This window comes from Citrobacter sp. Cf072 (genome assembly GCF_030334485.1).
Taxonomy (GTDB): Bacteria; Pseudomonadota; Gammaproteobacteria; order Enterobacterales; family Enterobacteriaceae; genus Citrobacter; species Citrobacter freundii.
In genome coordinates, this window is record NZ_JAOWDX010000047.1 from 343,839 (window position 1) to 369,885 (window position 26,047).

Consider the following 26,047-nt stretch of genomic DNA (forward strand, 5'->3'; position numbering starts at 1 on the left):
TGTTATGAGTTTCTCATCCTGAAACGATTCGCGGAATGATACTAGTTTAGCCAGCGAACAAGGGAGAAAAATGGAGGAATTATGAAACACTGTCGGGATTCGTCTGAATGCTGACGCGGCTTTGCGAGGCGTTACGCAACAATTTGCGGCGAAAATAGCGAATGCGTCATTGTGCGTTAGAGTGCGGTCAAGGCAAAAGGAGGTAAGCCAGAGATTTCAGCGGGACGCTGGAACGGGAAAGCCCCTCCCGAGGAAGGGGCCAAAATAAGGAAAGGGTTATGATGAAGTACGTCATCATACTGGTGATACTCTTAGTCATTAGCTTACCGGCTTACTAAGACACCAGGGGGAGGGGAAACCTTCCCTAACCCTCACTCCTGAAAATAAGCCACAGCAACGGTGATGTCAATACGCACACCTTTCAGCTTGCGAGCGGCTTAGCGGAAAACAACGTCAGCCCAGCGGGCCAGACCGGCGGTGACAGAACCGAAGTCATCGCCACCCGCGATAGGGATCCCAGGAAGCTGCTGGGCGAGGGCTTTTTTAATCAGCGGTGAACGCGCGCTGCCGCCGGTCAGATAAATCACGTCCGGTTTTTCCTGCGCGTTGTCCAGCGCCAGTTGGACCTGCTCCAGAATGCGCGCCAGGGGCTGATTGAGCGCGGCCTCCAATCCATGTTGACTAATATCGGTTGCCAGCGTGTCGCTGATAAACGGTATCGCCGCCGTTACAATGGTCTGGTCGGAAAGCGCGATCTTGCTCTCTTCTGCGCTGCGCACCAGGCGATAGCTCAGACGCTCGCGCCAGACTTTGAGCAGCAAGGCTACTTTATCGGCTTCTTTCGCGTCGCGGACAAGATCGTTCAGTAAACGACCGTTGGCGCTGCTGTAGAAATCACTTTGCGCGGGAACATCGTTGATCGCGACCGCGTTCCACCAGGGGAGAATCGGTAAGGCGATCCCTTTTTCAGTCTCACCGCCCATACCTAGCAGCGGCATCAGGTGTTTAAACGCCAGCGCGATATCCAGATCGTTCCCGCCTACACGGCAGCCACTGTGTCCCAGCAGGCTGTTTTCGCGATCGGCGCGCTGATGCCATTGCGGCCCCATCAGCAGCAGTGAACAGTCGGTCGTACCCCCGCCAATATCTACCACCAGCACGCGTTTCTCATCCTGCAGTGTGGCTTCGTAATCCAGCCCCGCTGCTACCGGCTCGTACTGGAAGACGACATCCTGAAAACCGGCACGTTTGGCCGCACGTTCAAGAATCCCCTGCGCCTGGATGTTGGCGTCATCGCCACCTAATCCCTGGAAGTTGATGGGGCGACCAATTACGGCCTGAGTGATAGCTTCCGGCAATTGGCTTTGCGCCTGGTTGCGAATGTGCAGCATCATTGCACAGACCAGATCTTCAAAAAGCGCAACTTGCTGCGGCTTCAGACCGCTGGCACCCAAAAATGATTTTGGCGATTTAACGAAGTACACCTCTTCCGGATCTTCAATATACTGACCCAGCGATGTCAGACCGAACTGCACGCTGTTGGCGTTAACGTCGATGTCCTCTTCGCGATTGTAGCGCATCGCACGGCGAAGCAGCGCCTGTGTTTCATCGTCCGTGGTTGGAACGTCGTGATGGCGATACAGCCACTCGCTAACCGCTTCGCGCGTTGGTGCGCACAGCATTGAGGGTAGCAGCATGCTGTTATTTTCCATTTTGAGCAGGTGGGGCTGCCCATCACGCATAACGGCCACTGAACAGTTTGCCGTACCGTAGTCAAAACCAATAAACACCGTAAAAATCCCCATGCCAGTGAAGAAGGGGCGTGACTTTAACGAATAGTTGACGCCCCGACAACTGGAATATGAAAGCAAGGCGTACTGATTGAATACCGTTTATGCTGTAAGTTTGCTTTAAAAGGAAAACCGAATGTTCACGCTGAGCTGGCAACCGCCTTATGACTGGCCCTGGATGCTGGGATTTCTTGCCGCCCGTGCGGTTGAAGGTGTCGAAACCGTAGAAGAACTGAGTTATGTCCGAAGTCTGTCCGTAGGGGAGCATCGTGGTCTGGTGAGCGTTGTCCCGGATCTGCACGCCAACGTGCTACACGTGACGTTGAGCTCAGGGTTACAGCCTGTAGCCTCTGAGTGCCTGGCAAAAATAACGCGCTTGTTCGATCTTTCCTGTTGCCCGCAGCAAATTGTCGGCGCGCTGGGTAACCTCGGCGCGGCGCGTCCGGGATTGCGCCTGCCGGGATGTGTCGATGCTTTTGAGCAAGGGGTACGGGCGATTTTAGGGCAGTTAGTCAGCGTGGCGATGGCCGCAAAACTGACAGCGAAAGTAGCGCACGCTTATGGCAATACGCTGGAGGATGCGCCCGAGTATGTGTGTTTTCCCTCTCCAGAAGAGCTTGCCAACGCCGATCCGCTGCACCTGAAAACGTTAGGAATGCCGCTCAAACGCGCTGAAGCGTTGATTCACCTTGCTCATGCAACCCTTGAAGGAACGCTCGCGACAACAGCCCCTGCCGATATCGAACAAGGCGTTAAGCAGCTACAAACATTTCCCGGGATAGGGCGCTGGACCGCCAACTACTTTGCGCTGCGCGGCTGGCAGGCGAAGGACGTTTTTCTGCCGGATGATTATCTGATTAAGCAGCGTTTTCCCGGCATGACACCAGCCCAGATCCGGCGGTATGCAGAGCGCTGGAAACCCTGGCGCTCCTATGCGCTGTTGCATATCTGGTATACGGATGGTTGGCAACCGTCAGTTGATGGCGAAATTGCTGGTATTCAGTAGCAGATCCAGCGGTTGGGCGTCGGCAATAATATCGCCATAAATCATATCAATACCGATGCCTGAAAGCGTATCCATGATGAGCGGCAGTTGCACCGGACCGGCGATGGTTTTAATGTCCAGGCGCTGAGCATGACCCTGGATAATGGACACCCACATTTCGTCGATCAAGTTGCCGGGAGCGCTGGCACTTAGCTCGCTGTCGAGCAACAGGTAATCGACAATGTGATATTTCAGGTTGTCAAAAAGCTCTAAGTCGCGACCAACCTGACTTAACACAATTCGACAACCGTACTGGCGCAGTCGATGCAGTGCGGATACCGCCTGCGTTGGGTTTGTTTTGATGACGCTTGATGGAACGGTCAGATGCAGCAATCGTGGCGGTAGCGGGCTGCGTTGCAATTGCTCCAGCAGCTCATCTACCAGCTCTGTGTTGAGCAGGCCGGCGGCGGAAAGGGGCAGGGCAATACTGAGGCCCTTGTTGGCGACAGCCGGGGCAGCACTCTGGAAGAACTCGCCGAACACCCGACGATCGAGCGCTTGACTCAACGTGGGATCGACCAACCCGGCATGGAAGGCTTGATCTTCAATGACTTCACCCTCAGCGGTGCCTAAGCGAAGCGAGATAATCCAGAAGCTAAAAGTCTCCGGTATACGCGGAGAAGCAACACCTCTGGCGATCATCAGCATAGGGTTGTGTGTAATAGTGTGTCTTTGTTCATCCAATGACAGTTGGCTACGCGCGGCATGGGCCTGGCTTTGCTGAGGCTCATAGACACAGACTCGCCCACGGCCGCTGTTTTTCGCCGCGTAGCAGGCGATATCGGCCTGAGACATAACGTCAGTCGCGACATGGTTTTTCTCATCAATCAGCGTAATTCCCGCACTGGCGCCAATACGGTGCAAACGGCCTTCCCACATAAATTGGTAATTGTTAATAGCACTGATGATGCGTCCTGAGATAAAGCGGGCGCTTTCGATATTACAATCCGGCAGCAACAGACCAAACTCGTCGCCGCCAAGGCGCGCCAGCATATCGCTGGATCGCAACATGCTGAGCATAAGCGCAGAGAGTTCACGCAGCAGGGCATCGCCGGCGGCATGACCCGCGCTGTCGTTCACCGCTTTAAAACGATCCAAATCGATAAAAACCAGTACATGGCACTGGCGCGTGTCGTGTACTGAATGCAGCAATTGTTTTAGATGGTTTTCGAAGCTGACCCGGTTTGCCAACTGCGTCAGGTCATCATGTGAGGCACTGTAGCTAAGCTGGCGGAGCATCTTCCGTGACTCTGTGACGTCCTGAATAACCAACACCGAACCAATGCTGCCGCCGTCAAGGGTGCTGAGGGGCGTGATGCTGTACTGAATGTCATAACTGTTGCCATTACGACAATGCAGGACCACTTCCTGCTCGATTGCCGTACGCGACATGTCAGCACTGTAGATATTTTCCATCAGCGGACCGTTCTCGCCAAAAGTAATATGTAGTACCGTCAATAGCGGAATGCCGATGGCACTGTCCTGCTGCCAGCCGCTCATTTTCTCAGCGACCGGATTCATAAAGGTCACGTTCATATAGACATCAATACAAATTACCGCTTCGCCGATTGAGTCCAGCGTAATGTGCAGGCGCTCTTTTTCCTGATACAGCGCTTCGTTAAGCTGCTTCACTTCGGTCATATCCATATTGATACCAAGTAAGCGTTCAACTTCACCGTCTTTATTCAGCACCCGGTTGGCCAACGAGCGGATATGGCGTATGCCATCTTTTACTGCGATACGAAACTCAAGCTTAAACGGAACCCGCGCGGCCAGCGAATCACGAATCACATTTTCGGCGTACTCGCGATCTTCGGGTACAACGCACTCATACCAGACTTGCCAACTGGGTTTGATATGTGCGGGAACTTCATACAGATCGAACATCCGTTTATCCCAACTGATCACGTCAGGCTGCAGTTCCCATTCCCAAATCCCAATACCCCCGGCTTCATTGGCGAGGGTAATGCGTTCCATCAACCGTTTGTTAATCCACTCGGTATGCTTCAGGTCGTTAATGTCCTCAACCTGCGCGATAAAGTAGAGTGGAGTGTTGTCGCTATGACGCACCAGCGAAACGGCCAGCAACGCCCAGACGACGTCGCCCGCGCGGGTGTAATAGCGTTTTTCCATGGAATAGCTATTAATCTCTCCGCGTGCCAGCATGTTGAGTTGTTCAAGGTCGTTGTTCAGATCTTCCGGCCAGGTTAACTGCTGGAAGGTCAGCGAACGTAGCTCCTCCTGGCTATAGCCCAGAAACTGGCACAAGGCTTTATTGGCCTGTAGCCATTGCCCCTCGGTGCCAACCAGTGCCATGCCAATCGCGGAATATTCCATGGCGTTGCGAAAGCGTGACTCGCTTTCTGAAATGTTCTTGCGTTCGGCTCGAAACGCGTACATCACCATGGTCATCATGTTGGCGGGCAACAGGATCATCAAAAACGGCAACCAGGGGATGTCCGTCATCATGTTCTGTTTCGGGGTGTAAAGCAGTGAAGGGTCGGCGGCCAGCATCAGCGAAACCATCATCACGGTGCTGAGGAATATTAAAAACGCCTCCATACGCGGCAGACGGACAGCGCTCCACATCAGCAGGACAATAACGCAGGTAAATGGCCATGGAATGTACATCATGGATAGCCAACTGAACGTTAAGGTCACCAGAAGCGTAATCAGGGTCTCAAGCAATAATCGCGGGTCGCGATGGCGCAGCAGGTAATGTGGTTTAAACAGCAAACCTAACGGCACCAACGCCAGTGCGCCAATGGATTCTGACAGTACCCAAATGAGAAAGGTATTTAATGTAGTTTCCTTCGGCAGCAACATCCACATCAATACGCCGCCCAGCAGTGGCGGAACAACCGCGCTGCCAAATGCCAGACGCGCCCAGTCGTTAAGATTTTGTAAGGGATTGTACCAGGGCAGCAGTTTACGCAATAACATTGCGCCAACAACAGCCTCAATAATGTTAATGACCGTATAGGCGAAATTAAGCGACTGTCCGGGGAAGAAGAGTAAAGAGGCGCCGATGCTACCGAATGAGCAAGCCAGCGCGATCCCAGGCCACATCTTTCCAGCGTGACGGTAAAAAGCCACCATCATGATAGAGGTTGGAAACCACAGCGGTGCAAGCTGTGCGCCGTAACGTGACAGTTCCAGCGAAAACAACGTAAAGATGAAAGCCACCAGACCTAAACTGGCCAGGCGCAGTAGAGGATGGGGTAAGGTAACTAAAACATGTTGGGATTGTTTACTCATTACCACTCTACCCAAATAGCCGTTGTCGCCCAGCAGAGATGCCGGACGCATCACATTTAATCTGGGATTATGCTAGTACAAACAATTTACAATTTATACGCCAGCTGCTCATAAATTAACACTCCCAAGCTATTAATTCCTAAGGCAGGTGAATAAATATAGCGGCTGTTCTAAATCTGACCATTTTAATTTGCGACAGGGACAGCATTGGTGCAGCCTGGGGTGGCATCGCGCCGCTGAAATCCCTATAATTGCCGCGTTTGGCGTTTCGGCGCCGCCCTTCCTTACATCCAGGTTAATCAGGTCGCTAAATTTATGACTGATCAGTCCCATCAGTGCGTCATTATCGGCATTGCCGGCGCATCGGCTTCCGGCAAGAGCCTTATTGCCAGTACTCTTTATCGCGAATTGCGTGAACAAGTCGGTGACGAACATATTGGCGTTATTCCCGAAGACAGCTATTACAAAGATCAAAGCCATCTGTCGATGGAAGAACGTGTAAAAACCAACTACGACCATCCGAACGCGATGGACCATAGCCTGCTGTTTCAACATCTGCAAACGCTGAAACGCGGCTCTGCCATTGAGCTGCCGGTATATAGCTATGTTGAGCACACGCGTACGCAAGACACTATTCATATCGAACCCAAGAAAGTCATCATCCTGGAAGGCATTTTGCTGCTGACGGATGCGCGTTTGCGTGACGAGATGAACTTCTCTATTTTTGTTGATACGCCGTTGGATATTTGCCTGATGCGCCGTATCAAGCGGGACGTGAACGAACGTGGTCGTTCAATGGATTCGGTGATGGCGCAATACCAGAAAACCGTCCGCCCAATGTTCCTGCAATTTATTGAGCCTTCAAAACAATACGCCGACATCATTGTGCCGCGCGGGGGTAAAAACCGCATCGCCATCGATATTCTGAAGGCTAAAATCAGTCAGTTCTTTGAATAAGTTCAGCGAATTGTGTACCGTTCAGTGATAACCTGGTTCACCCTTAACGCACCTGGCATTAAGGGTTTGAAGCACGAAAGGAGAAAGTGCCATGCGTTTATGTGACCGAGATATTGAAGCCTGGTTGGATGAAGGTCGCCTGTCGATCAATCCACGCCCTCCTGTCGAGCGAATCAATGGCGCCACGGTAGATGTGCGCCTTGGCAATAAATTCCGTACGTTCCGCGGTCATACGGCGGCGTATATCGATTTAAGCGGACCGAAAGATGAAGTCAGCGCCGCGCTGGATCGCGTGATGAGTGATGAAATCGTCCTTAAGGACGGCGAAGCATTTTTCCTGCATCCGGGGGAACTTGCACTGGCGGTAACATTCGAATCCGTGACGCTGCCTTCCGATCTCGTCGGTTGGTTAGATGGTCGTTCTTCGCTGGCTCGTCTGGGACTGATGGTACACGTCACCGCTCACCGTATCGATCCGGGCTGGTCTGGCTGTATCGTACTGGAGTTTTACAACTCCGGAAAATTACCGCTGGCTCTGCGTCCGGGGATGCCGATTGGCGCGTTAAGTTTCGAACCGCTTTCCGGTCCGGCAGCGCGACCCTACAACCGTCGTCAGGATGCGAAATATCGCGACCAGCAGGGCGCCGTTGCCAGCCGGATCGATAAAGACTGAGTGTTTATCAGTCTATTGGGGATAGCATGAGACGATTTCTGACGACGCTGATGATTCTTCTGGTCGTGCTGGTGGCCGGTTTTTCTGCGTTAGTACTGTTGGTGAATCCGAATGATTTCCGCGCGTATATGGTCAAGCAGGTTGCCGTACGTAGCGGGTATCAGCTGCAGTTGGATGGCCCCCTGCGTTGGCACGTATGGCCGCAACTGAGTATCCTCTCAGGGCGAGTGATGTTAACGGCTGAAGGCGCCAGCGAACCCCTGGTTCGTGCTGATAATATGCGTCTCGACGTTGCATTGTGGCCGCTGTTGAGCCACCAGCTCAGCGTGAAGCAGGTGATGCTCAAAGGCGCAGTGATTCAATTGACCCCGCAAACTGAGGCGGTACGCGGCAAAGATGCACCCGTTGCCCCAAAAGACAATATGTTGCCCGATCTGGCGGAAGACAAAGGATGGTCGTTTGATATCGCCCGTCTGCGCGTTGCCGACAGTGTTCTGGTGTTCCAACATGAAGACGATGAACAGGTTACCGTTCGCGATATTCGTCTGGAGATGGAACAAGATAGCCAGCACCGCGGCACGTTTGATTTCTCCGGGCGTGTGAACCGCGATCAGCGCGATCTCGCGTTATCCTTTAACGGTACGGTCGATGCCTCCGATTATCCGCACAACTTATCTGCGAATATTGAACAGTTAAGCTGGCAACTGCAGGGGGCCGATCTGCCGCCGCAGGGGATCAACGGTCAGGGACATCTTCAGGCGCAATGGCTGGAAGAGAAAAAACAGCTTTCATTTAGCCAGATAAATTTGACCGCTAATGACTCTTCTTTCTCCGGGCAAGCGCATGTGGCCTTGTTGGAAAAACCGGAATGGGCCGTTGACCTAAAATTTGGTCAGCTCAATCTGGATAACCTGCTCGTACAACATGACGCAGCGGTGACAGCAAAAGGTGAAGTTCAGCAAGGTCAGAGTCAGTCAACGCTGGCGCGCCCCGTTATTGCTTCCCAGGTTGATGCTGTTTCGTATCAGGGACTCAAGGGTTTTTCGGCAGACATCGCTTTGCAGGCTGACAAGGTGCTGTGGCGGAAAATGGCGTTTGAGAATGTCTCGGCAAAAATAGACAACCGGTTCGGCTTACTGAACATTGCACAGTTGCAGGGAAAAAGTGATGGCGGGCTGATCTCATTGCCCGGTACGCTGGATGCCAGAAAGGGAGAACCGCGAGCGGTATTTCATCCGCGCCTGGAAGGTGTTGAAATTGGCACTATTCTGAAGGCCTTTGATTACCCCATCGCACTCACCGGCAAGCTGTCGTTGGCGGGAGATTTTTCCGGCTCGGATATTGACGCCCAGGCGTTTCGTCACAGCTGGCAAGGGCAGGCCCATGTCGAAATGAACGATACGCGAATGGAAGGGATGAACTTCCAGCAGATGATACAGCAGGCCGTCGAGCGTAGCGGTGGAGATGCTAAAGCCCAGCAAAATATGGAGAACGTGACCCGTCTGGATCGTTTTGTAACCGATATGACGCTGGATAACGGTGAGGTAACGCTGGATAACATGGTAGGGGAGTCCGCTATGTTGGCACTGACCGGCAAAGGAACGTTAGATCTGGTGAAGCAGAATTGCGACACGCTGTTTAACATTCGCGTTCTGGGCGGTTGGGATGGCGAAAGTAAGTTGATTAATTTCCTGAAGGCCACCCCGGTTCCTCTCAGAGTCTATGGTCAATGGCAGTCACTGAACTACAGTCTGCAAGTTGATCAGCTTTTGCGTAAACATCTGCAGGATGAAGCAAAACGTCGCCTGAATGACTGGGCCGATCGCAATAAAGATTCCCGCAACGGCAAAGATGTTAAAAAGTTGCTGGATAAGCTCTGATTCATATTGCCGGATGGTGGCTAATGCCCCATCCGGCTCGTGACTTACACCTCGTAATCCATCTCTTCTTCACTGTGTAGCGGTATCAGCTGGACTTTTTGCACGCGATGATTTTCCACCTGCAGGGTTTTTAGCCGATAGTCGCCAACCTGGACTTCCTCCCCGGTTTTTGGGATGCGCTGCAAATATTCCATTAAAAGCCCGGCAATGGTGTGATACTCACGTTTTTCATCTAATGGGATAGGGACGTACTGCACAAGGTCTTCCAGCGGCATATGCCCGTTAGCGGTCCATGAACCATCGGCGTTTTTCTGAATATCATGGCGGGCGTCGATTTCCTCTACCTCGTTTGGCAGATTGCCGGCGATGGTTTCCATCACATCACTCAGCGTCACAATCCCTTCGACGGAACCAAATTCATCGGCTACAAACGCGAAGTGCGTTCGGGCGTTTCGGAACTGCTCAAGCGCCGGAAGTAGCGGCAGAGTTTCCGGGAACACCAGCGGCTGGCGAATCAGGGCGCGCAGGTCGAGCGGCTCGCCGCGCAGAGACTGTTGCAGCAAATCGATGACATGCACCACGCCAAGCAGTTCTTCCTGCCCGTCTTCGCCAGTGACCACCAGACGCGTATGCTGGTTTTTTTCCAGTAAGGCGCGGATTTCTGCTTCGGGAGCATTGAGGTCTATGTGTTCAATATCGTGACGCGAGGTCATGATACTGCTGACGGTACGCTGATTAAGGTTCAGCACACGTTCAATCATCCTCCGCTCCTGAGGCGCGAAAATCTGACCTTCATGATGGTCCGCCAGCATTGCCGCGGTTTCGGCATCCAGTTCGGCATCTTCTTTTTGCCCGCTCAGCAGCCGCATTACCGCTTCGGCGGTGCGCTGGCGCAGAGTATGGTTGGCTGAGAGGAAGCGACGACGGTTAAAAATAGCCAACTGGTTCAATGCTTCGATCATCACCGAGAAGCCGATAGCCGCGTACAGGTAACCTTTCGGGATATGGAAACCAAACCCTTCGGCCACCAGGCTAAAACCAATCATCAGCAAGAAGCTCAGGCACAGAATAACGATAGTTGGATGACTGTTGACAAAGCGCGTCAGCGACTTGCTCGCCAGCACCATCAGGCTGATGGCAATAATCACCGCAGCCATCATCACGGCCAGGTGATCGACCATCCCAACAGCGGTAATGACGGAATCGAGAGAGAATATGGCGTCCAGCACCACGATCTGCGCGACCACACCCCAGAACTTAGCACCTTTACGCTGGGTGGGATTGTCGCTGTCTTTTCCTTCCAGCCGTTCGTTGAGCTCCATAGTGGCTTTAAACAGCAGGAAGAAACCGCCGAACAGCATGATCAGATCGCGGGCGCTGAAGCTGAGATCGCGAATGCTGAACAGCGGCGTGGTCAGTGTTACCAGCCAGGATATTGATGCCAGCAGCAGCAGGCGCATAACCATCGCCAGCAGTAGCCCGGTAATACGCGCCTTATCCCGCTGGGCAGGAGGTAGTTTCTCCGCGAGGATGGCAATAAAAACAAGATTATCAATGCCAAGAACAAGTTCGATCACGATTAACGTGACCAGTCCGGCCCAGATTGACGGATCGGCAATCCATTCCATAGTAAATGCTATACCCATAGTTGTATGACAATTGTCACAATTCGATCATGGGTAAAACTGGCGAAAAATGCAATGGCGAGAGGGGATTTCTCTGTCGATTATATTAGAACAGATGCAGGATAATAGCCTTAATGTAACTACAGGAAATTATTTCATTAATCTAGATATATTTAGGAAATATCGCAGGTAAAATGTTTTTATATCAATATTGTCAACATCAATAAAATCCTAAAAATATACAAATCCAACGCTTAATATTAATCTTAAAAGCTTGGTATCGGTGGTTTGTTATCTTGCCTGATATTCGCTTAGCTGCAACAATTCTTGCGGTAATAATCAAAAGATAAATATTTCCTCATTAACCAGTGGCACGTATTCCCGATGCGTTGCCGCTGTAAATGTGATGAAAATAAAGGAGAAGATAAAAATTTAAATTAATCAGTGCATTGGTAGCTAGTGAAGCCAGGGGCGGTAGCGTGTCTGGTCGCCTGAAACAAGCCTAAATTATTCTGTCAAGAGACCGCAGATGAATTCATTTTTTTTAGGACTGATGCCAGTTAAATTCCATTTCAATTAACGGCAAGGTAAATACGTACAGGCGAAGTCGCTATTTAGATTGCATGTGATAATTACTCTGCCAAAGTGATAAATAATCAATGATGAAATCCAAACTTAAATTGATACCAGTATTGGTATCGGTAATCTTGATAAACGGTTGTACCGTGCTTCCGGGCAGCAATATGTCTACGATGGGCAAAGATGTGATTAAACAGCAGGACGCTGATTTTGATATCGATCGCATGGTGAATGTTTATCCACTCACCCCACGACTGGTAGAACAATTACGTCCTCGACCAAATGTTGCACAACCTAATATGTCGCTGGACCAGGAGATTGCCGGGTATCAGTACCGGGTCGGTCCGGGGGATGTCCTGAATGTGACCGTCTGGGACCATCCTGAACTCACCACACCAGCCGGGCAGTACCGTAGCTCAAGCGATACCGGCAACTGGGTGCAACCTGATGGCACGATGTTTTACCCCTACATCGGCAAAGTCAGCGTGGTAGGGAAAACGTTGGCAGAGATTCGTAGTGATATTACCGGGCGCTTAGCGAAGTACATTGCTGACCCGCAGGTGGACGTTAATATCGCCGCTTTCCGCTCGCAGAAGGTCTATGTCTCCGGACAGGTGAACAAATCCGGTCAGCAGGCCATCACCAACGTGCCACTTACCGTTCTCGATGCCATTAACGCCGCTGGCGGTCTCACCGAAGCGGCAGACTGGCGCAACGTTGTGCTGACTCATAAAGGGCAGGAGCAACGCATTTCACTGCAAGCACTGATGCAAAATGGCGACCTGAGCCAGAACCGACTGCTCTATCCTGGCGACATTCTGTTTGTCCCGCGTAATGACGATCTGAAAGTCTTTGTAATGGGGGAAGTGAAAAAACAGAGCACCCTCAAAATGGACTTCAGTGGCATGACGCTTACCGAAGCGCTTGGCAATGCCGAAGGTATTGACCTGACCACCTCCAATGCCAGCGGTATTTTCGTTATTCGACCATTGAAAGGCGAGGGCGGGAACAACGGCAAGATCGCCAATATCTATCAGCTTGATATGTCCGATGCGACGTCGCTGGTGATGGCAACATCATTCCGACTCCAGCCATACGATGTGGTGTACGTCACTACTGCGCCGGTTGCTCGCTGGAACCGTTTGATCAATCAGTTGCTGCCGACTATTAGCGGTGTTCGCTATATGACGGACACGGCCAGCGACCTTCACAACTGGTAATCGTCATGTTTAACAAAATCTTAGTTGTCTGTGTGGGGAACATTTGCCGTTCCCCGACGGCAGAGCGCTTGTTAAGGCAATTTCACCCGGCGTTGACGGTCTCTTCTGCCGGTCTTGGGGCGCTGGTGGGGAAAGGCGCGGATCCGTGCGCCATTAGCGTTGCGCAGGCGCACAACCTGTCACTGGATAATCATTGTGCCCGGCAGATCTCGGGACGAATGTGCCGGGAGTATGACCTGATCCTGGCCATGGAAAAGCGCCATATCTCTGCCCTGTGTGAAATGGTGCCGGAGATGCGCGGCAAAGTGATGCTTTTTGGTCACTGGGACAGCGAGCGCGAAATTCCCGATCCATATCGTAAAAGCCGTGATGCGTTTGACGCGGTGTACACATTACTTGAACGGTCTGCCCGCCAATGGGCTCAGGCACTGAACGCAGAGCAGGGAAAACGATGACAGAAAAAGTAAAACAGTCTGCTGCGCCGGTAACGGGCAATGATGAAATCGATATTGGTCGTCTGGTCGCAACGGTGGTGGAAGCCCGCTGGTGGGTACTTGGCATTACCGCGGCTTTTGCATTGTGTGCCGCGGTCTACACACTGTTCGCCACCCCCATCTATAGTGCGGACGCGCTGGTGCAAATTGAGCAAAATACTGGGAATTCACTGGTGCAGGATATTGGCTCGGCGTTGTCGAACAAACCCCCGGCCTCGGAAGCGGAAATTCAGCTCATTCAGTCACGACTGGTATTAGGGAAAACGGTAGACGATCTCAACCTCGATATCGGCGTTACCAAAGATACGTTCCCTATTTTTGGCGCGGGCTGGGACCGGCTGATGGGCCGTCAGAACGAAACGGTTAATGTGACTACCTTCACGCTGCCAAAGGCAATGAATGAACAGACCTTCACGCTCAATGTGCTGAATGACAAAAGCTATCAACTGGTGAGTGACGGGGGTTTTAGCGTTCGGGGGCAAGTCGGCAAGGTGTTGGAACACGATGGCGTGACGATGCTGGTTGAGGCGATTCATGCCAGCCCGGAGAGCCAATTTACCGTCCGTAAATTCTCCACGCTGGGCATGATAAACACCCTGCAAAATAACCTGATGGTGACGGAAACAGGCAAAGATACTGGTGTATTGAGCCTGACTTTTACCGGTGAAGACCGCGAGCAAATCCGCCAGATCCTCGACAGTATTACCCGTAACTATCTGCAACAAAACGTGGAACGTAAATCCGAAGAGGCCGCCAAAAGTCTGGCGTTTCTGGCCAGACAGTTGCCCGAAGTGCGTAACCACCTGGATGTTGCTGAAAACAAGCTGAACGCCTTCCGTCAGGATAAAGACTCCGTGGATTTGCCGCTGGAAGCCAAAGCGGTGCTGGATTCGATGGTGAATATCGACGCGCAGCTGAATGAACTGACCTTTAAAGAAGCGGAGATTTCCAAGCTGTTCACCAAAGCGCACCCGGCGTACCGCACGCTGCTGGAAAAACGCCAGGCGCTGGAAGATGAGAAAAGTAAGCTGAACGGGCGTGTAACGGCGATGCCGAAAACACAGCAGGAAATTGTTCGCCTGACGCGTGATGTGGAGTCCGGTCAGCAGGTCTATATGCAGTTGCTGAACAAGCAACAGGAACTGAAGATTACCGAGGCCAGTACGGTCGGTGATGTGCGCATTGTCGATCCAGCGATTGCCCAGCCTGGCGTGCTGAAGCCGAAAACGGCGCTGATTATTCTCGGCAGTATCATTCTCGGTTTAATGCTTTCCGTGGTGGGCGTACTGCTGCGTTCTCTGTTTAATCGCGGTATTGAAAGCCCCCAGGCGCTGGAAGAGCATGGTATCAGCGTGTATGCCAGTATTCCGCTGTCTGAATGGCAAAAAGCGCGTGATAACGTTCAGACCATTAAAGGTGTGAAACGCTACAAGCAAAGCCAACTGCTGGCCGTGGGGAATCCAACGGATCTCGCCATAGAAGCGGTCCGTAGCCTGCGTACCAGCCTGCACTTTGCCATGATGCAGGCGCGTAACAACGTATTGATGCTGACCGGCGTCAGCCCGTCGATAGGTAAAACATTTGTCTGCGCTAACCTGGCGGCAGTTATTAGCCAGACTAACAAACGCGTGCTATTGATCGACTGCGACATGCGCAAAGGCTATACCCACGAACTGCTGGGGACCAATAATGTTAACGGCCTGTCTGAGATCCTCATTGGCAAAGGGGATATTTCATCCAGCGCTAAACCGACATCGATTCCGCATTTTGATCTGATCCCTCGCGGTCAAATTCCTCCCAATCCTTCCGAACTGTTGATGAGCGAGCGCTTCGGCGAACTGATTGCCTGGGCCAGTTCGCACTATGACCTGGTGTTGATTGACACCCCACCAATTCTGGCGGTGACCGATGCGGCTATCGTAGGGCGCCACGTCGGAACCACGCTGATGGTAGCGCGTTATGCGGTCAACACGCTGAAAGAGGTGGAAACCAGCCTGGGCCGCTTCGAGCAAAATGGCATTCAGGTGAAAGGGGTGATCCTCAACTCGATCTTCCGCCGCGCGAGCGGGTATCAGGATTACGGCTACTACGAATACGAATACACGTCGGATTCGAAATAACTAACAGCAACGCATATCGAATGTAGGCCTGATAAGCGTAGTGCCATCAGGCAACTTTTTTTGGAAACGAAAATGACCACAGAAAACCCGCTAATTTCAATTTACATGCCAACCTGGAACCGCCAGCAGCTGGCCATTCGGGCGATTAAATCGGTGTTGCGCCAGGACTATCCTCACTGGGAGATGATCATTGTGGATGATTGCTCTTCCTCCTATGAGCAGTTGCAGCAGTTTGTTGAGGAACTCAACGATCCGCGCGTGTCGTATACGCATAATTCCACCAACTCCGGGGCCTGCGCGGTGCGTAATCAGGCCATTATGCAGGCCAACGGACAATACATTACGGGGATTGATGATGATGATGAATGGACGCCGAACCGACTGAGTGTATTTCTCAACTATCGCCATCATTTGGTCACGCGGGCGTTTCTGTATGCCAATGACTATGTCTGTGAGGGCGAAGTGTATTCGCAGCCGACCAGTCTGCCGCTCTATCCTAAGTCCGTTTATTCACGCCGCAGGTTTTATAAGCGCAACATCATTGGTAACCAGGTATTTACCTGGGCATGGCGGTTTAAAGCATGTCTGTTCGATACCACGCTGAAAGCGGCGCAGGATTACGACATCTTCCTGCGCATGGTGGTGGCGTATGGCAAACCGTGGAAGGTCAAAGAGGCGACGCAGATCCTGCATGTAAATCACGGTGAGATGCGCATTACCTCATCGCCGAATAAATTCTCCGGCTACTTTCAGTTTTACCGCAAGCACAAAGGCAAATTTGACCGGGCCAGCAAGAAGTATCAGCTGTTTACCCTCTATCAGATCCGCAACAAACGGATGAACTGGCGCACGCTGCTGACGCTGCTTTCTGTTCGCAACAGTAAGCGTCTGGCCGACGGACTGCGAGGACGCTAATTATGCTGGAAGATTTACGCGTGAACGGCTGGAGTCTGCGCCCCTGCTGCATGGTGGTGGCCTATCGGATTGCCCATTTTTGCTCCGTCTGGCGTAAAAAAAACATCTTAAACAACCTGTGGGCCGCACCGGTACTGGTGATGTACCGCCTTATCACCGAATGCCTGTTTGGCTATGAAATTCAGGCCGCTGCATCAATCGGTCGTCGTTTCACCATCCATCATGGCTATGGGGTGGTTATCAATAAACACGTGGTTGTGGGGGATGATTTTACCCTACGTCACGGCGTCACCATCGGCAATCTTGGCACCAACGATTTGTCCTGCCCGGTAATCGGTAACAGCGTTGAGCTGGGGGCCAATGTCACTCTGCTTGGCGACGTTGCTATTGGCGATAACGTGACGATTGGTGCCGGGAGCGTCGTGGTGGATAGCGTTCCGGACAATGCGCTGGTCGTGGGCGAGAAGGCACGGGTGAAGGTAATAAAATGAAGATATTACAATTTAATGTGCGACTCGCAGAAGGTGGGGCGGCAGGCGTGGCGTTAGATTTGCATCTGAGGTCGCTGGAAAAAGGGCTGTCGTCGCGTTTTGTCTATGGCTATGGCAAAGGCGGTAAAAAAAGCGCCAGCCATGCGAAATACCCGCAGGTTATCAAATATACGCCGCGCCTGACGTCGGCGGCGAACATTGCGCTGTTTCGTTTCGCGAACCGCGACATGTTCGGCAATCTCGACAAGCTATATCGTACGGTTACCCGCACTAACGGCCCGCTGGTACTGCATTTTCATGTGTTGCACAGCTACTGGTTGAACCTGGAAGAGGTAGTCTCCTTTTGCCAAAAAGTGAAAGCGCATAAACCGGATATCACCTTCGTCTGGACGCTGCACGATCACTGGAGTGTGACCGGACGCTGTGCCTTTACCGATGGCTGCGAAGGCTGGAAAACGGGCTGTCTGCAATGCCCAACGCTGAGCAACTATCCGCCGGTAAAAATCGATAAAGCCCATCAACAGTTGCCCGTTAAGCGGCAGATGTTTCGTGCGATGCTGGCGCTGGGTTGCCAGTTTATCTCGCCCAGTCAGCATGTGGCCGACGCATTCAACAGCCTGTATGGCGCGGGACGCTGCCGCATTATCAATAATGGCATTGATGTGGCAACTGAAGCCATTCTTGCCGAACTACCCGCGATGCATGAGGAGAGCGGCCGGCCGAAAATTGCCGTGGTGGCTCATGACCTGCGCTATGACGGCAAAACCAGTCAGCAACTGGTGCGAGCGATTACCGCGCTCGGAGACAAAATTGAGTTGCATACCTTCGGCAAATTTTCGCCATTTGCGGGAGATAACGTCATCAATCACGGTTTTGAGAGCGATAAGCGCACGCTGATGAGTGCGCTTAATCAGATGGATGGATTGGTGTTCAGCTCCCGTGTCGATAACTACCCGCTGATTCTGTGCGAAGCGCTGTCCATCGGCGTACCGGTAATAGCCACGCACAGCGATGCCGCGCAGGAAGTGCTGGCTAAATCAGGCGGAAAAACGTTCAGCGAAGCTGAAGTGTTGCAACTGGTGCAGCTGAAAAAATCAGACATTGCGCAGGCGGTTTTTGACACGTCGCTTGCCGCATTTAGCCAGCGCAGCCGGTTGGCATACAGTGGACAACAGATGCTGGAGGAATATGTCTCGTTCTATCAGAATCTGTAGCTATCTGGTGCTACCGCTGCTTTATCTGCTGGTAAACGTCAAACTCGCCCAGCTTGGCGAGAGCTTCCCGATCACTATCGTTACCTTTTTACCCGTTCTGCTGTTGCTGTTTATCGAACGCATCAATATCAAAAAATTAATGATCGCGCTGGGCGTAGGGGGCGGACTGACGGCATTTAACTATCTGTTCGGTCAGTCAATGGATGCCAGCAAGTACGTGACGTCCGCCATGTTGTTTATCTATACCGTGGTGATTATTGGCATGGTATGGAGTATTCGCTTCAAAACCATTTCATCGCATAACTACATTAAAATCTTGCGCTTTTTCTGGCTGGTTGTGGGACTGGTGGTGGGGTTAGCTGCAGCTGAAATGGCGCAGATAATTCTCAGCGGCGGCAGCAGTTTAATGGAAGTTATTTCGAAATATCTTATTTACAGTAACAGCTATGTTCTGAACTTTATTAAGTTTGGTGGGAAACGAACCACGGCGCTCTATTTCGAACCGGCATTCTTCGCTCTGGCATTAATCTCAATTTGGCTCAGTATCAAACAGTTTGGTATCAAAACACCTAAGTCCGATGCTATGATTCTGGTAGGGATAATATTATCGGGATCGTTTTCAGGAGTAATGACGTTTATTTTGTTTTACCTCCTGGAATGGGCGTTTCAGTACCTAAATAAGGATGCGATAAAAAAGAAGCTACCTCTGGCGATAATCTCATTGAGCGTGTTTTTAGTTGGTGTGATATTTGCTTTTCCGTACATCGCAACGCGGCTTGGTGATTTAGGAACTGAAGGTTCGTCATCGTATTATCGTATCGTAGGGCCATTAGTGATGGTCGGTTATTCGTTACTGAACGTTGATGGCGTAGTGAGATTTGGCTCACTTTATGAATACGTCGCGTCATTCGGAATTTTTAACGGTGCAGATGTCGGTAAAACAATAGACAATGGCTTGTATCTGCTGATTATTTATTTTTCATGGTTTGCGGTGATATTAGCCCTATGGTACATGGGGAAGGTCATGAAAATGATGATCAATGCGTTTGGCGATAATCAGAATTATCGGGTGCAGCTTTATCTTTTTACACCATTGTCACTGTTTTTTACAGGTTCAGTATTTAGTCCGGAATACGCATTTTTAATTGTGTGTCCGTTTATTTTGCGCAAGGCGCTGAATATCGCGAGGTAACTCACATGCTGCTCAGTATCATTACCGTCGCCTTTCGCAATCTGGAAGGGATCGTCAAAACTCACGCGTCGCTGGCACATCTGGCGCAAGCGGGTGATATCAGTTTTGAGTGGATTGTTGTTGATGGCGGCTCCTCGGATGGTACGTCGGCGTTTCTTGAAGGACTCAGTGGAGAACACCGGTTACGGTTTGTCAGCGAACCGGATAACGGCATCTATGATGCGATGAACAAAGGCATCGCCATGGCGCGCGGGCGGTTTGCATTGTTCCTCAACTCCGGGGATATTCTGCATGCGAATGCGGCTTGTTTTATCCGCCAGCTAAAAATGCAGAGTGACCAAACTATGGTCATTGGCGATGCGTTGCTGAATTTCGGCAATGGCAACAAAATTAAGCGTCGGGCAAAACCGGGTTGGTATATTTATCACAGCCTGCCCGCCAGCCATCAGGCAATATTCTTTCCTCTCTCAGGACTGAATGTCTGGCATTATGATTTGCAATATAAAATATCGTCAGATTACGCGTTGGCAGCCAAATTATACAAGTCCGGCTACGCTTTTAAAAAGCTGCGCGGGTTGGTGTCGGAATTTTCTATGGGCGGAGTGTCAACGACGAATAATCTGGAATTGTGCCGGGATGCCAAAAAAGTACAGCGCCAGATATTACATATGCCTGGTTTTTGGACCGGTTTGTCAGAATATTTACGTCTGCGCACAACCGATAAAGCAAAAACCTTATATGGAAAAACGTAAGGGCACAATATGCAAGACTTAAGCGGATTTAAAGTGCCAGGAGGTTTTCGCGGCGGCGGCGCTATTAAAGTGCAATTATGGTGGGCGGTGCAAGCAACATTATTTCGCTGGTCTCCACAGGTCATGTATCGCTGGCGTGCATTTTTATTACGGATGTTTGGCGCGAAAATAGGAAAAAACGTAGTCATTCGGCCTTCAGTAAAAATTACTTATCCGTGGAAACTAACTCTGGGAGATTATGCCTGGGTGGGTGATGACGCGGTTTTATATACGTTAGGTGATATTACGATTGGGGCCCACGCAGTTATTTCGCAAAAAAGTTATTTATGCACCGGGAGTCATGATTATGCCAGCCAACATTTTGATATTAACGCCACACCGATAGTGGTTGGCGATAAATGCTGGCTGGCGACAGATGTCTTTGTCGCGCCTGGCGTAACGATTGGCGATGGCACCGTCGTCGGAGCACGAAGCAGCGTATTTAAATCGCTGCCAGCAAATGTCATTTGTCGGGGAAATCCCGCAGTAGTCACGCGCGAACGCGTCGAGAAAGTTACTCCCTGAGGGGATCACTGAAGAGGTTATAACATGTCAAAAGTCGCTCTCATTACTGGCGTAACCGGGCAGGATGGTTCTTACCTGGCAGAACTCCTGCTGGAAAAAGGGTACGAAGTACACGGTATTAAGCGTCGCGCTTCATCATTCAACACCGAACGTGTGGACCACATCTACCAGGATCCGCATTCAGGCAATCCCAAATTTCATCTGCACTATGGCGATTTGACGGACTCCTCCAATCTGACCCGTATTTTACAGGAAGTCCAACCGGATGAAGTCTATAACCTGGGTGCCATGAGCCACGTTGCGGTGTCGTTTGATTCACCGGAATACACCGCAGACGTTGATGCGATCGGCACCTTGCGCTTGCTGGAGGCGATCCGCTTCCTTGGTCTGGAAAAAAAGACCCGTTTTTATCAGGCGTCCACCTCTGAGCTGTACGGTCTGGTTCAGGAAATCCCGCAGAAAGAGAGCACGCCGTTCTATCCGCGTTCACCGTATGCCGTTGCTAAGCTGTATGCCTACTGGATAACCGTCAACTACCGTGAGTCTTACGGGATGTATGCCTGTAACGGCATTCTGTTTAACCACGAGTCTCCGCGCCGCGGCGAAACCTTTGTCACTCGCAAAATTACCCGGGCGATCGCCAACATCGCTCAGGGGCTGGAGTCTTGCCTGTACCTGGGCAACATGGATTCACTGCGCGACTGGGGGCATGCCAAAGATTACGTCAGGATGCAGTGGATGATGCTGCAGCAGGATAAGCCGGAAGATTTCGTGATTGCCACCGGCGTGCAGTATTCCGTGCGCCAGTTTGTAGAAATGGCGGCTGCTCAGCTGGGGATTAAATTGCGCTTTGAAGGTGAGGGCGTGAATGAAAAAGGCATCGTGGTTTCCGTGACCGGACATGATGCGCCGGGCGTGAAGCCAGGCGATGTCATGATTGCCGTTGACCCGCGCTACTTCCGTCCGGCTGAGGTGGAAACGCTGCTGGGCGATCCGGCCAAAGCACATGAAAAACTGGGCTGGAAACCGGAAATCACGCTGCGCCAGATGATCTCGGAAATGGTTGCTAACGATCTTGCTGCGGCGAAGAAACATTCCCTGCTTAAGTCGCACGGTTACGAGGTTGCCATCGCGCTGGAGTACTGAGGATGAAGACACAACGTATTTTTGTGGCGGGCCATCGCGGGATGGTGGGGTCCGCCATCGTCAGACAATTGTCGCAGCGAAATAATGTGGAGCTGGTGCTGCGTACCCGCGACCAGCTTAATCTGCTGGACGCCAGTGCGGTGCAGGCGTTTTTTGCCGCTGAACGTATTGACCAGGTTTATCTGGCGGCGGCAAAAGTAGGAGGGATTGTGGCAAACAATACTTATCCTGCTGATTTTATTTATGAAAACATGATGATTGAGAGCAACATTATTCATGCTGCACATCTGCATAACGTGAATAAACTGTTGTTTCTCGGGTCATCCTGTATTTATCCCAAGCAAGCTACCCAGCCAATCGCCGAGAGTGAACTGTTGCAGGGGACACTTGAACCGACCAATGAGCCGTATGCGATTGCCAAAATTGCCGGTATCAAGCTGTGTGAATCCTATAACCGACAGTATGGCCGTGATTATCGCTCGGTGATGCCGACCAATCTGTATGGGCCGCATGACAACTTTCATCCGAGTAATTCGCATGTGATCCCGGCGCTGCTGCGCCGCTTTCATGAAGCTCGCGGGCAAAATGCGCCGGATGTGGTGGTATGGGGCAGCGGGACGCCAATGCGTGAATTTCTGCATGTCGACGATATGGCGGCGGCCAGTATCCACGTGATGGAGTTGGCTCAGGAAGTGTTGCAGGAATATACCCAGCCGATGCTGTCGCATATCAACGTGGGTACCGGCGTGGACTGCACCATCCGTGAACTGGCGCAGACTATTGCGGAGGTCGTGGGTTACAAGGGGCGCGTGGTGTTTGACGCCAGCAAACCGGACGGCACGCCGCGCAAATTGCTTGACGTTACGCGTCTGCATCAGTTGGGCTGGTATCACGAGATATCTCTGCAAGCGGGACTTGCCAGTACATATCAGTGGTTTCTTGAAAACCAGCAGCGTTACCGGGGGTAAGCATGTTTTTACGTCATGAGGATTTTGCCACCGTGGTACGTTCAACTCCGCTGATTTCCATCGATTTGATCGTGGAAAACGCCCACGGTGAATTTCTGCTTGGCAAGCGCCTCAATCGTCCTGCGCAGGGGTACTGGTTTGTGCCCGGCGGTCGGGTGCAAAAAGATGAACCGTTGCACGCGGCCTTTGAGCGGCTTACTGAAGCTGAGCTGGGGTTACGTTTACCGCTGTCCGCTGCGCAGTTTTACGGTGTCTGGCAGCACTTCTATGACGACAACTTTTCCGGGGAAGATTTCTCAACGCATTACATCGTGCTGGGATTTCGTCTGCGGGTGTCGGAAAACGACCTGCAACTGCCTGACGTTCAACATGACGCGTACCGCTGGCTGGCAATTGAAGAGATTCTGGCCAGTGACCATGTGCACGACAACAGCCGGGCTTACTTCTGTGAGAAGAGTCAGGCCGGAGCACCCGGGCTATGAAGATCCTTGTGTATGGCATCAACTATTCGCCGGAGTTGACCGGTATCGGTAAATACACCGGTGAAATGGTGGCGTGGATGGCGCAACAGGGGCATGACGTACGGGTGATCACTGCGCCGCCTTATTATCCGCAGTGGAAAGTCAACGGTCGCTATTCATCCTGGCGCTACCGTCGTGAAGAGGGCGATGCCATCGTCTGGCGTTGCCCGCTGTATGTGCCTGAGCAGCCCTCCACGCTCAAGCGTCTACTGCATTTAGGCAGTTTCGCCCTGAGCAGTTTCTTCCCGCTGCTGGCGCAGCGCCGCTGGAAGCCGGATCGCATCATTGGGGTAGTACCGACGCTGTTTTGTACGCCGGGAATGCGCCTGCTGGCGAAGCTGTCCGGGGCGCGCACGCTGCTGCATATTCAGGATTACGAAGTTGATGCCATGTTGGGACTTGGCATGGCGGGCAAAGGCAAGCGCGGCATGGTGGCAAAACTGGCCAGCGCCTTTGAGCGCAGTGGGCTGTTGAATATGGATTATATTTCGACCATTTCTCGCTCAATGATGAATAAAGCACAGGAAAAGGGCGTTGATGCACAGAAGGTTATTTTCTTTCCGAACTGGTCAGAAGTAGCGCGTTTTCGCGATGTGGACGCCGCCGATGCTCTGGCGTTGCGCCAGCAGCTGGGCTTGCCTGATGGAAAAAAAATCATTCTCTACTCTGGCAATATTGGTGAAAAGCAAGGACTGGAGAGTGTAATCGACGCAGCGGCCTTGTTGAGCGAGCGGCCCTGGCTGTTTGTGATTGTCGGGCAGGGCGGGGGTAAAGCGCGGCTGGAGAATATGACCAGCGAACGCGGCCTGAACAATGTGATGTTCTTTCCGCTGCAATCTTATGACGCGCTGCCTGCACTGCTCAAAATGGCGGACTGTCATCTGGTGGTACAAAAGCGCGGTGCGGCGGATGCCGTACTGCCCTCCAAACTGACCAATATCCTCGCCGTTGGTGGTAACGCTGTGATTACCGCCGAGCCGGAAACCGAGCTGGGGCAGCTCTGTAACATTGTTCCAGGCATCGCAGTATGCGTGGAGCCGGAATCGGTAAACGCGCTGGTTTGCGGTATCCAACAAGCGTTGAGGATGCCAAAAGTCAATACGGTGGCACGTGACTATGCCGAACGCACGCTGGATAAAGATAACGTGCTTAGCCAATTTATTGCTGATATTCGGGGTTAATGATGAGTCAAAGCAAACTCTTTCCGGTAGTGATGGCCGGTGGCTCGGGTAGCCGTTTATGGCCTCTGTCCCGCGTATTGTATCCAAAGCAGTTCCTGTGCCTGAAAGGTGATCTCACCATGCTGCAGACAACGATCTGTCGTCTGAACGGTGTGGAGTGTGAAAGCCCGGTGGTTATCTGTAATGAACAACACCGTTTCATCGTCGCGGAACAGCTACGACAACTGCACAAGCTGACTGAGAACATTATTCTCGAACCCGCCGGACGTAACACGGCACCGGCGATAGCATTGGCCGCGCTGGCGGCAAAACGTCAAAGCCCGGAGGAAGATCCGCTGCTGCTGGTATTGGCGGCCGATCACATGATTGTCGACGAAGAGGCATTTCGCGAGGCGGTTCGCAATGCTATGCCCTATGCCAGTGCGGGTAAGCTGGTGACGTTTGGTATCGTGCCGGACCAGCCGGAAACGGGCTATGGCTATATCCGCCGTGGCGTGGTTTCGCCAACGAATACCGACGCCGTGGCGTTCGAAGTGGCGCAGTTTGTTGAAAAGCCCAATCTCGAAACCGCGCAGGCTTATGTGGCGAACGGCGATTACTACTGGAACAGCGGCATGTTCTTGTTCCGCGCCGGACGTTACCTGGAAGAACTGGAAAAGTACCGCACCGACATTCTTGAGGCTTGTGTGAATGCCATGAGTACGGTCGACCCCGATCTCGATTTTATCCGCGTTGATGAACAGGCGTTTCTCGCCTGTCCGGAAGAGTCTGTGGACTATGCGGTAATGGAACGTACGGCCGATGCGGTGGTAATGCCCATGAACGCAGGCTGGAGCGATGTTGGCTCCTGGTCATCGCTGTGGGAAATCAGCGCCCATACCGCCGAAGGCAATGTGCATCATGGCGACGTCATTAGCCACAAAACGGAGAACAGCTACGTGTATGCCGAATCTGGCCTGGTGACGACCGTCGGGGTGAAGGACCTGGTGGTGGTGCAGACCAAAGATGCGGTGCTGATAGCCGATCGCAACGCGGTGCAGGACGTCAAAAAAGTGGTGGAGCAAATTAAAGCTGACGGACGACATGAACACCATATTCACCGTGAAGTTTACCGTCCGTGGGGCAAGTACGACTCCATTGATGCCGGAGACCGTTACCAGGTGAAGCGAATTACCGTTAAACCCGGTGAAGGATTGTCCGTGCAGATGCATCATCACCGGGCTGAACACTGGGTAGTGGTGGCCGGTACCGCGAAAGTGACGATCAATGATGACATCAAACTGCTCGCTGAAAACGAGTCTGTCTATATTCCGCTTGGGGCGACCCATTGTCTGGAGAATCCCGGGAAAATCCCGCTCGATCTGATTGAAGTGCGCTCCGGATCTTACCTCGATGAGGATGATGTGGTGCGGTTTGCGGACAGATACGGGCGCGCCTGATGCAGGATGCGCTTCGCTTATCC

General features: G+C 52.0%; 22 protein-coding genes. 19 read left to right on the forward strand and 3 right to left on the reverse strand.

Annotation, left to right across the window (positions count from 1 at the left end; genetic code table 11):
- Positions 1 to 278 precede the first annotated feature (278 nt).
- On the forward strand, positions 279 to 338 hold the full coding sequence (locus OGX66_RS20305) for a type I toxin-antitoxin system Ibs family toxin (RefSeq protein WP_106672390.1): 60 nt from the start codon (positions 279 to 281) through the stop codon (positions 336 to 338).
- A 99-nt stretch (positions 339 to 437) separates the two neighbouring features.
- Here the strand turns inward: OGX66_RS20305 and yegD are convergent, their stop codons facing one another.
- Positions 438 to 1,790, reverse strand: coding sequence for a molecular chaperone (gene yegD, locus OGX66_RS20310; protein ID WP_088903292.1), 1,353 nt, complete (start codon positions 1,788 to 1,790; stop codon positions 438 to 440).
- 136 nt (positions 1,791 to 1,926) lie between these two features.
- On the opposite strand from yegD, the gene alkA reads away from it, so the two are divergent.
- Positions 1,927 to 2,796 (forward strand): DNA-3-methyladenine glycosylase 2, encoded by an 870-nt coding sequence (alkA, locus tag OGX66_RS20315; protein ID WP_003841772.1) that lies wholly within the window; start codon positions 1,927 to 1,929, stop codon positions 2,794 to 2,796.
- Here alkA and OGX66_RS20320 read toward each other — a convergent pair.
- Positions 2,764 to 6,093, reverse strand: a complete 3,330-nt coding sequence (locus OGX66_RS20320) for a diguanylate cyclase (RefSeq protein ID WP_088903406.1) — start codon at positions 6,091 to 6,093, stop codon at positions 2,764 to 2,766. The genes alkA and OGX66_RS20320 overlap by 33 nt on opposite strands.
- A gap of 315 nt (positions 6,094 to 6,408) precedes the next feature.
- Between OGX66_RS20320 and udk the strand changes: the two genes are divergently transcribed.
- From udk to asmA, 3 genes are all read left to right on the forward strand, one after another.
- Positions 6,409 to 7,050 carry a uridine kinase gene (gene udk, locus OGX66_RS20325; RefSeq protein ID WP_003036776.1) on the forward strand — a complete coding sequence of 214 codons (642 nt, stop codon included), beginning with the start codon at positions 6,409 to 6,411 and terminating at the stop codon, positions 7,048 to 7,050.
- Between the two features lie 91 nt (positions 7,051 to 7,141).
- Positions 7,142 to 7,723, forward strand: coding sequence for a dCTP deaminase (dcd, locus tag OGX66_RS20330; RefSeq protein WP_003036774.1), 582 nt, complete (start codon positions 7,142 to 7,144; stop codon positions 7,721 to 7,723).
- A 26-nt stretch (positions 7,724 to 7,749) separates the two neighbouring features.
- Positions 7,750 to 9,603, forward strand: coding sequence for an outer membrane assembly protein AsmA (asmA, locus tag OGX66_RS20335; protein ID WP_003844331.1), 1,854 nt, complete (start codon positions 7,750 to 7,752; stop codon positions 9,601 to 9,603).
- 44 nt (positions 9,604 to 9,647) lie between these two features.
- Here asmA and OGX66_RS20340 read toward each other — a convergent pair whose 3' ends face one another.
- Entirely contained in the window at positions 9,648 to 11,231 is a 1,584-nt protein-coding gene (locus OGX66_RS20340; protein WP_270932375.1) for a TerC family protein, read from the reverse strand.
- Between the two features lie 656 nt (positions 11,232 to 11,887).
- Between OGX66_RS20340 and OGX66_RS20345 the strand changes: the two genes are divergently transcribed.
- The 14 genes from OGX66_RS20345 (at position 11,888) to cpsB (ending at position 26,024) form a co-directional block, all read left to right on the forward strand.
- Positions 11,888 to 13,027 (forward strand): polysaccharide export protein, encoded by a 1,140-nt coding sequence (locus OGX66_RS20345; protein ID WP_044711342.1) that lies wholly within the window; start codon positions 11,888 to 11,890, stop codon positions 13,025 to 13,027.
- Between the two features lie 5 nt (positions 13,028 to 13,032).
- Positions 13,033 to 13,482 carry a low molecular weight protein-tyrosine-phosphatase Wzb gene (gene wzb, locus OGX66_RS20350; RefSeq protein WP_003036763.1) on the forward strand — a complete coding sequence of 150 codons (450 nt, stop codon included), beginning with the start codon at positions 13,033 to 13,035 and terminating at the stop codon, positions 13,480 to 13,482.
- Positions 13,479 to 15,641 (forward strand): tyrosine-protein kinase Wzc, encoded by a 2,163-nt coding sequence (gene wzc / locus OGX66_RS20355; protein WP_048232343.1) that lies wholly within the window; start codon positions 13,479 to 13,481, stop codon positions 15,639 to 15,641. The genes wzb and wzc overlap by 4 nt, the downstream gene beginning before the upstream one ends.
- 72 nt (positions 15,642 to 15,713) lie before the next feature.
- Positions 15,714 to 16,556: a colanic acid biosynthesis glycosyltransferase WcaA gene (wcaA, locus tag OGX66_RS20360; protein ID WP_003036760.1), complete on the forward strand. Its 843-nt coding sequence runs from the start codon at positions 15,714 to 15,716 to the stop codon at positions 16,554 to 16,556.
- A gap of 2 nt (positions 16,557 to 16,558) precedes the next feature.
- Positions 16,559 to 17,047, forward strand: a complete 489-nt coding sequence (gene wcaB, locus OGX66_RS20365) for a colanic acid biosynthesis acetyltransferase WcaB (protein ID WP_003844327.1) — start codon at positions 16,559 to 16,561, stop codon at positions 17,045 to 17,047.
- Positions 17,044 to 18,261 carry a colanic acid biosynthesis glycosyltransferase WcaC gene (wcaC, locus tag OGX66_RS20370; protein ID WP_044711334.1) on the forward strand — a complete coding sequence of 406 codons (1,218 nt, stop codon included), beginning with the start codon at positions 17,044 to 17,046 and terminating at the stop codon, positions 18,259 to 18,261. The genes wcaB and wcaC overlap by 4 nt, the downstream gene beginning before the upstream one ends.
- Positions 18,236 to 19,453, forward strand: coding sequence for a colanic acid polymerase WcaD (gene wcaD, locus OGX66_RS20375; RefSeq protein ID WP_270932373.1), 1,218 nt, complete (start codon positions 18,236 to 18,238; stop codon positions 19,451 to 19,453). Before wcaC ends, wcaD begins: the two co-directional genes overlap by 26 nt.
- Before the next feature lie 5 nt (positions 19,454 to 19,458).
- Positions 19,459 to 20,205: a colanic acid biosynthesis glycosyltransferase WcaE gene (gene wcaE, locus OGX66_RS20380; protein ID WP_088903296.1), complete on the forward strand. Its 747-nt coding sequence runs from the start codon at positions 19,459 to 19,461 to the stop codon at positions 20,203 to 20,205.
- A 9-nt stretch (positions 20,206 to 20,214) separates the two neighbouring features.
- A complete protein-coding gene (gene wcaF, locus OGX66_RS20385; protein WP_003036750.1) occupies positions 20,215 to 20,769 on the forward strand; it encodes a colanic acid biosynthesis acetyltransferase WcaF in 555 nt (184 codons plus the stop codon).
- A 24-nt stretch (positions 20,770 to 20,793) separates the two neighbouring features.
- Positions 20,794 to 21,915, forward strand: a complete 1,122-nt coding sequence (gmd, locus tag OGX66_RS20390) for a GDP-mannose 4,6-dehydratase (RefSeq protein WP_088903297.1) — start codon at positions 20,794 to 20,796, stop codon at positions 21,913 to 21,915.
- Positions 21,916 to 21,917: 2 nt separating this feature from the next.
- Positions 21,918 to 22,883, forward strand: coding sequence for a GDP-L-fucose synthase (gene fcl, locus OGX66_RS20395; protein WP_003841801.1), 966 nt, complete (start codon positions 21,918 to 21,920; stop codon positions 22,881 to 22,883).
- A gap of 2 nt (positions 22,884 to 22,885) precedes the next feature.
- Positions 22,886 to 23,365, forward strand: coding sequence for a GDP-mannose mannosyl hydrolase (locus tag OGX66_RS20400; protein ID WP_016150604.1), 480 nt, complete (start codon positions 22,886 to 22,888; stop codon positions 23,363 to 23,365).
- Positions 23,362 to 24,585, forward strand: a complete 1,224-nt coding sequence (wcaI, locus tag OGX66_RS20405) for a colanic acid biosynthesis fucosyltransferase WcaI (RefSeq protein ID WP_049002527.1) — start codon at positions 23,362 to 23,364, stop codon at positions 24,583 to 24,585. Before OGX66_RS20400 ends, wcaI begins: the two co-directional genes overlap by 4 nt.
- 2 nt (positions 24,586 to 24,587) lie before the next feature.
- The gene (cpsB, locus tag OGX66_RS20410; RefSeq protein ID WP_286512177.1) at positions 24,588 to 26,024 is read left to right on the forward strand and encodes a mannose-1-phosphate guanyltransferase; all 1,437 of its coding nucleotides are present in this window, start codon (positions 24,588 to 24,590) and stop codon (positions 26,022 to 26,024) included.
- Positions 26,025 to 26,047 lie beyond the last annotated feature (23 nt).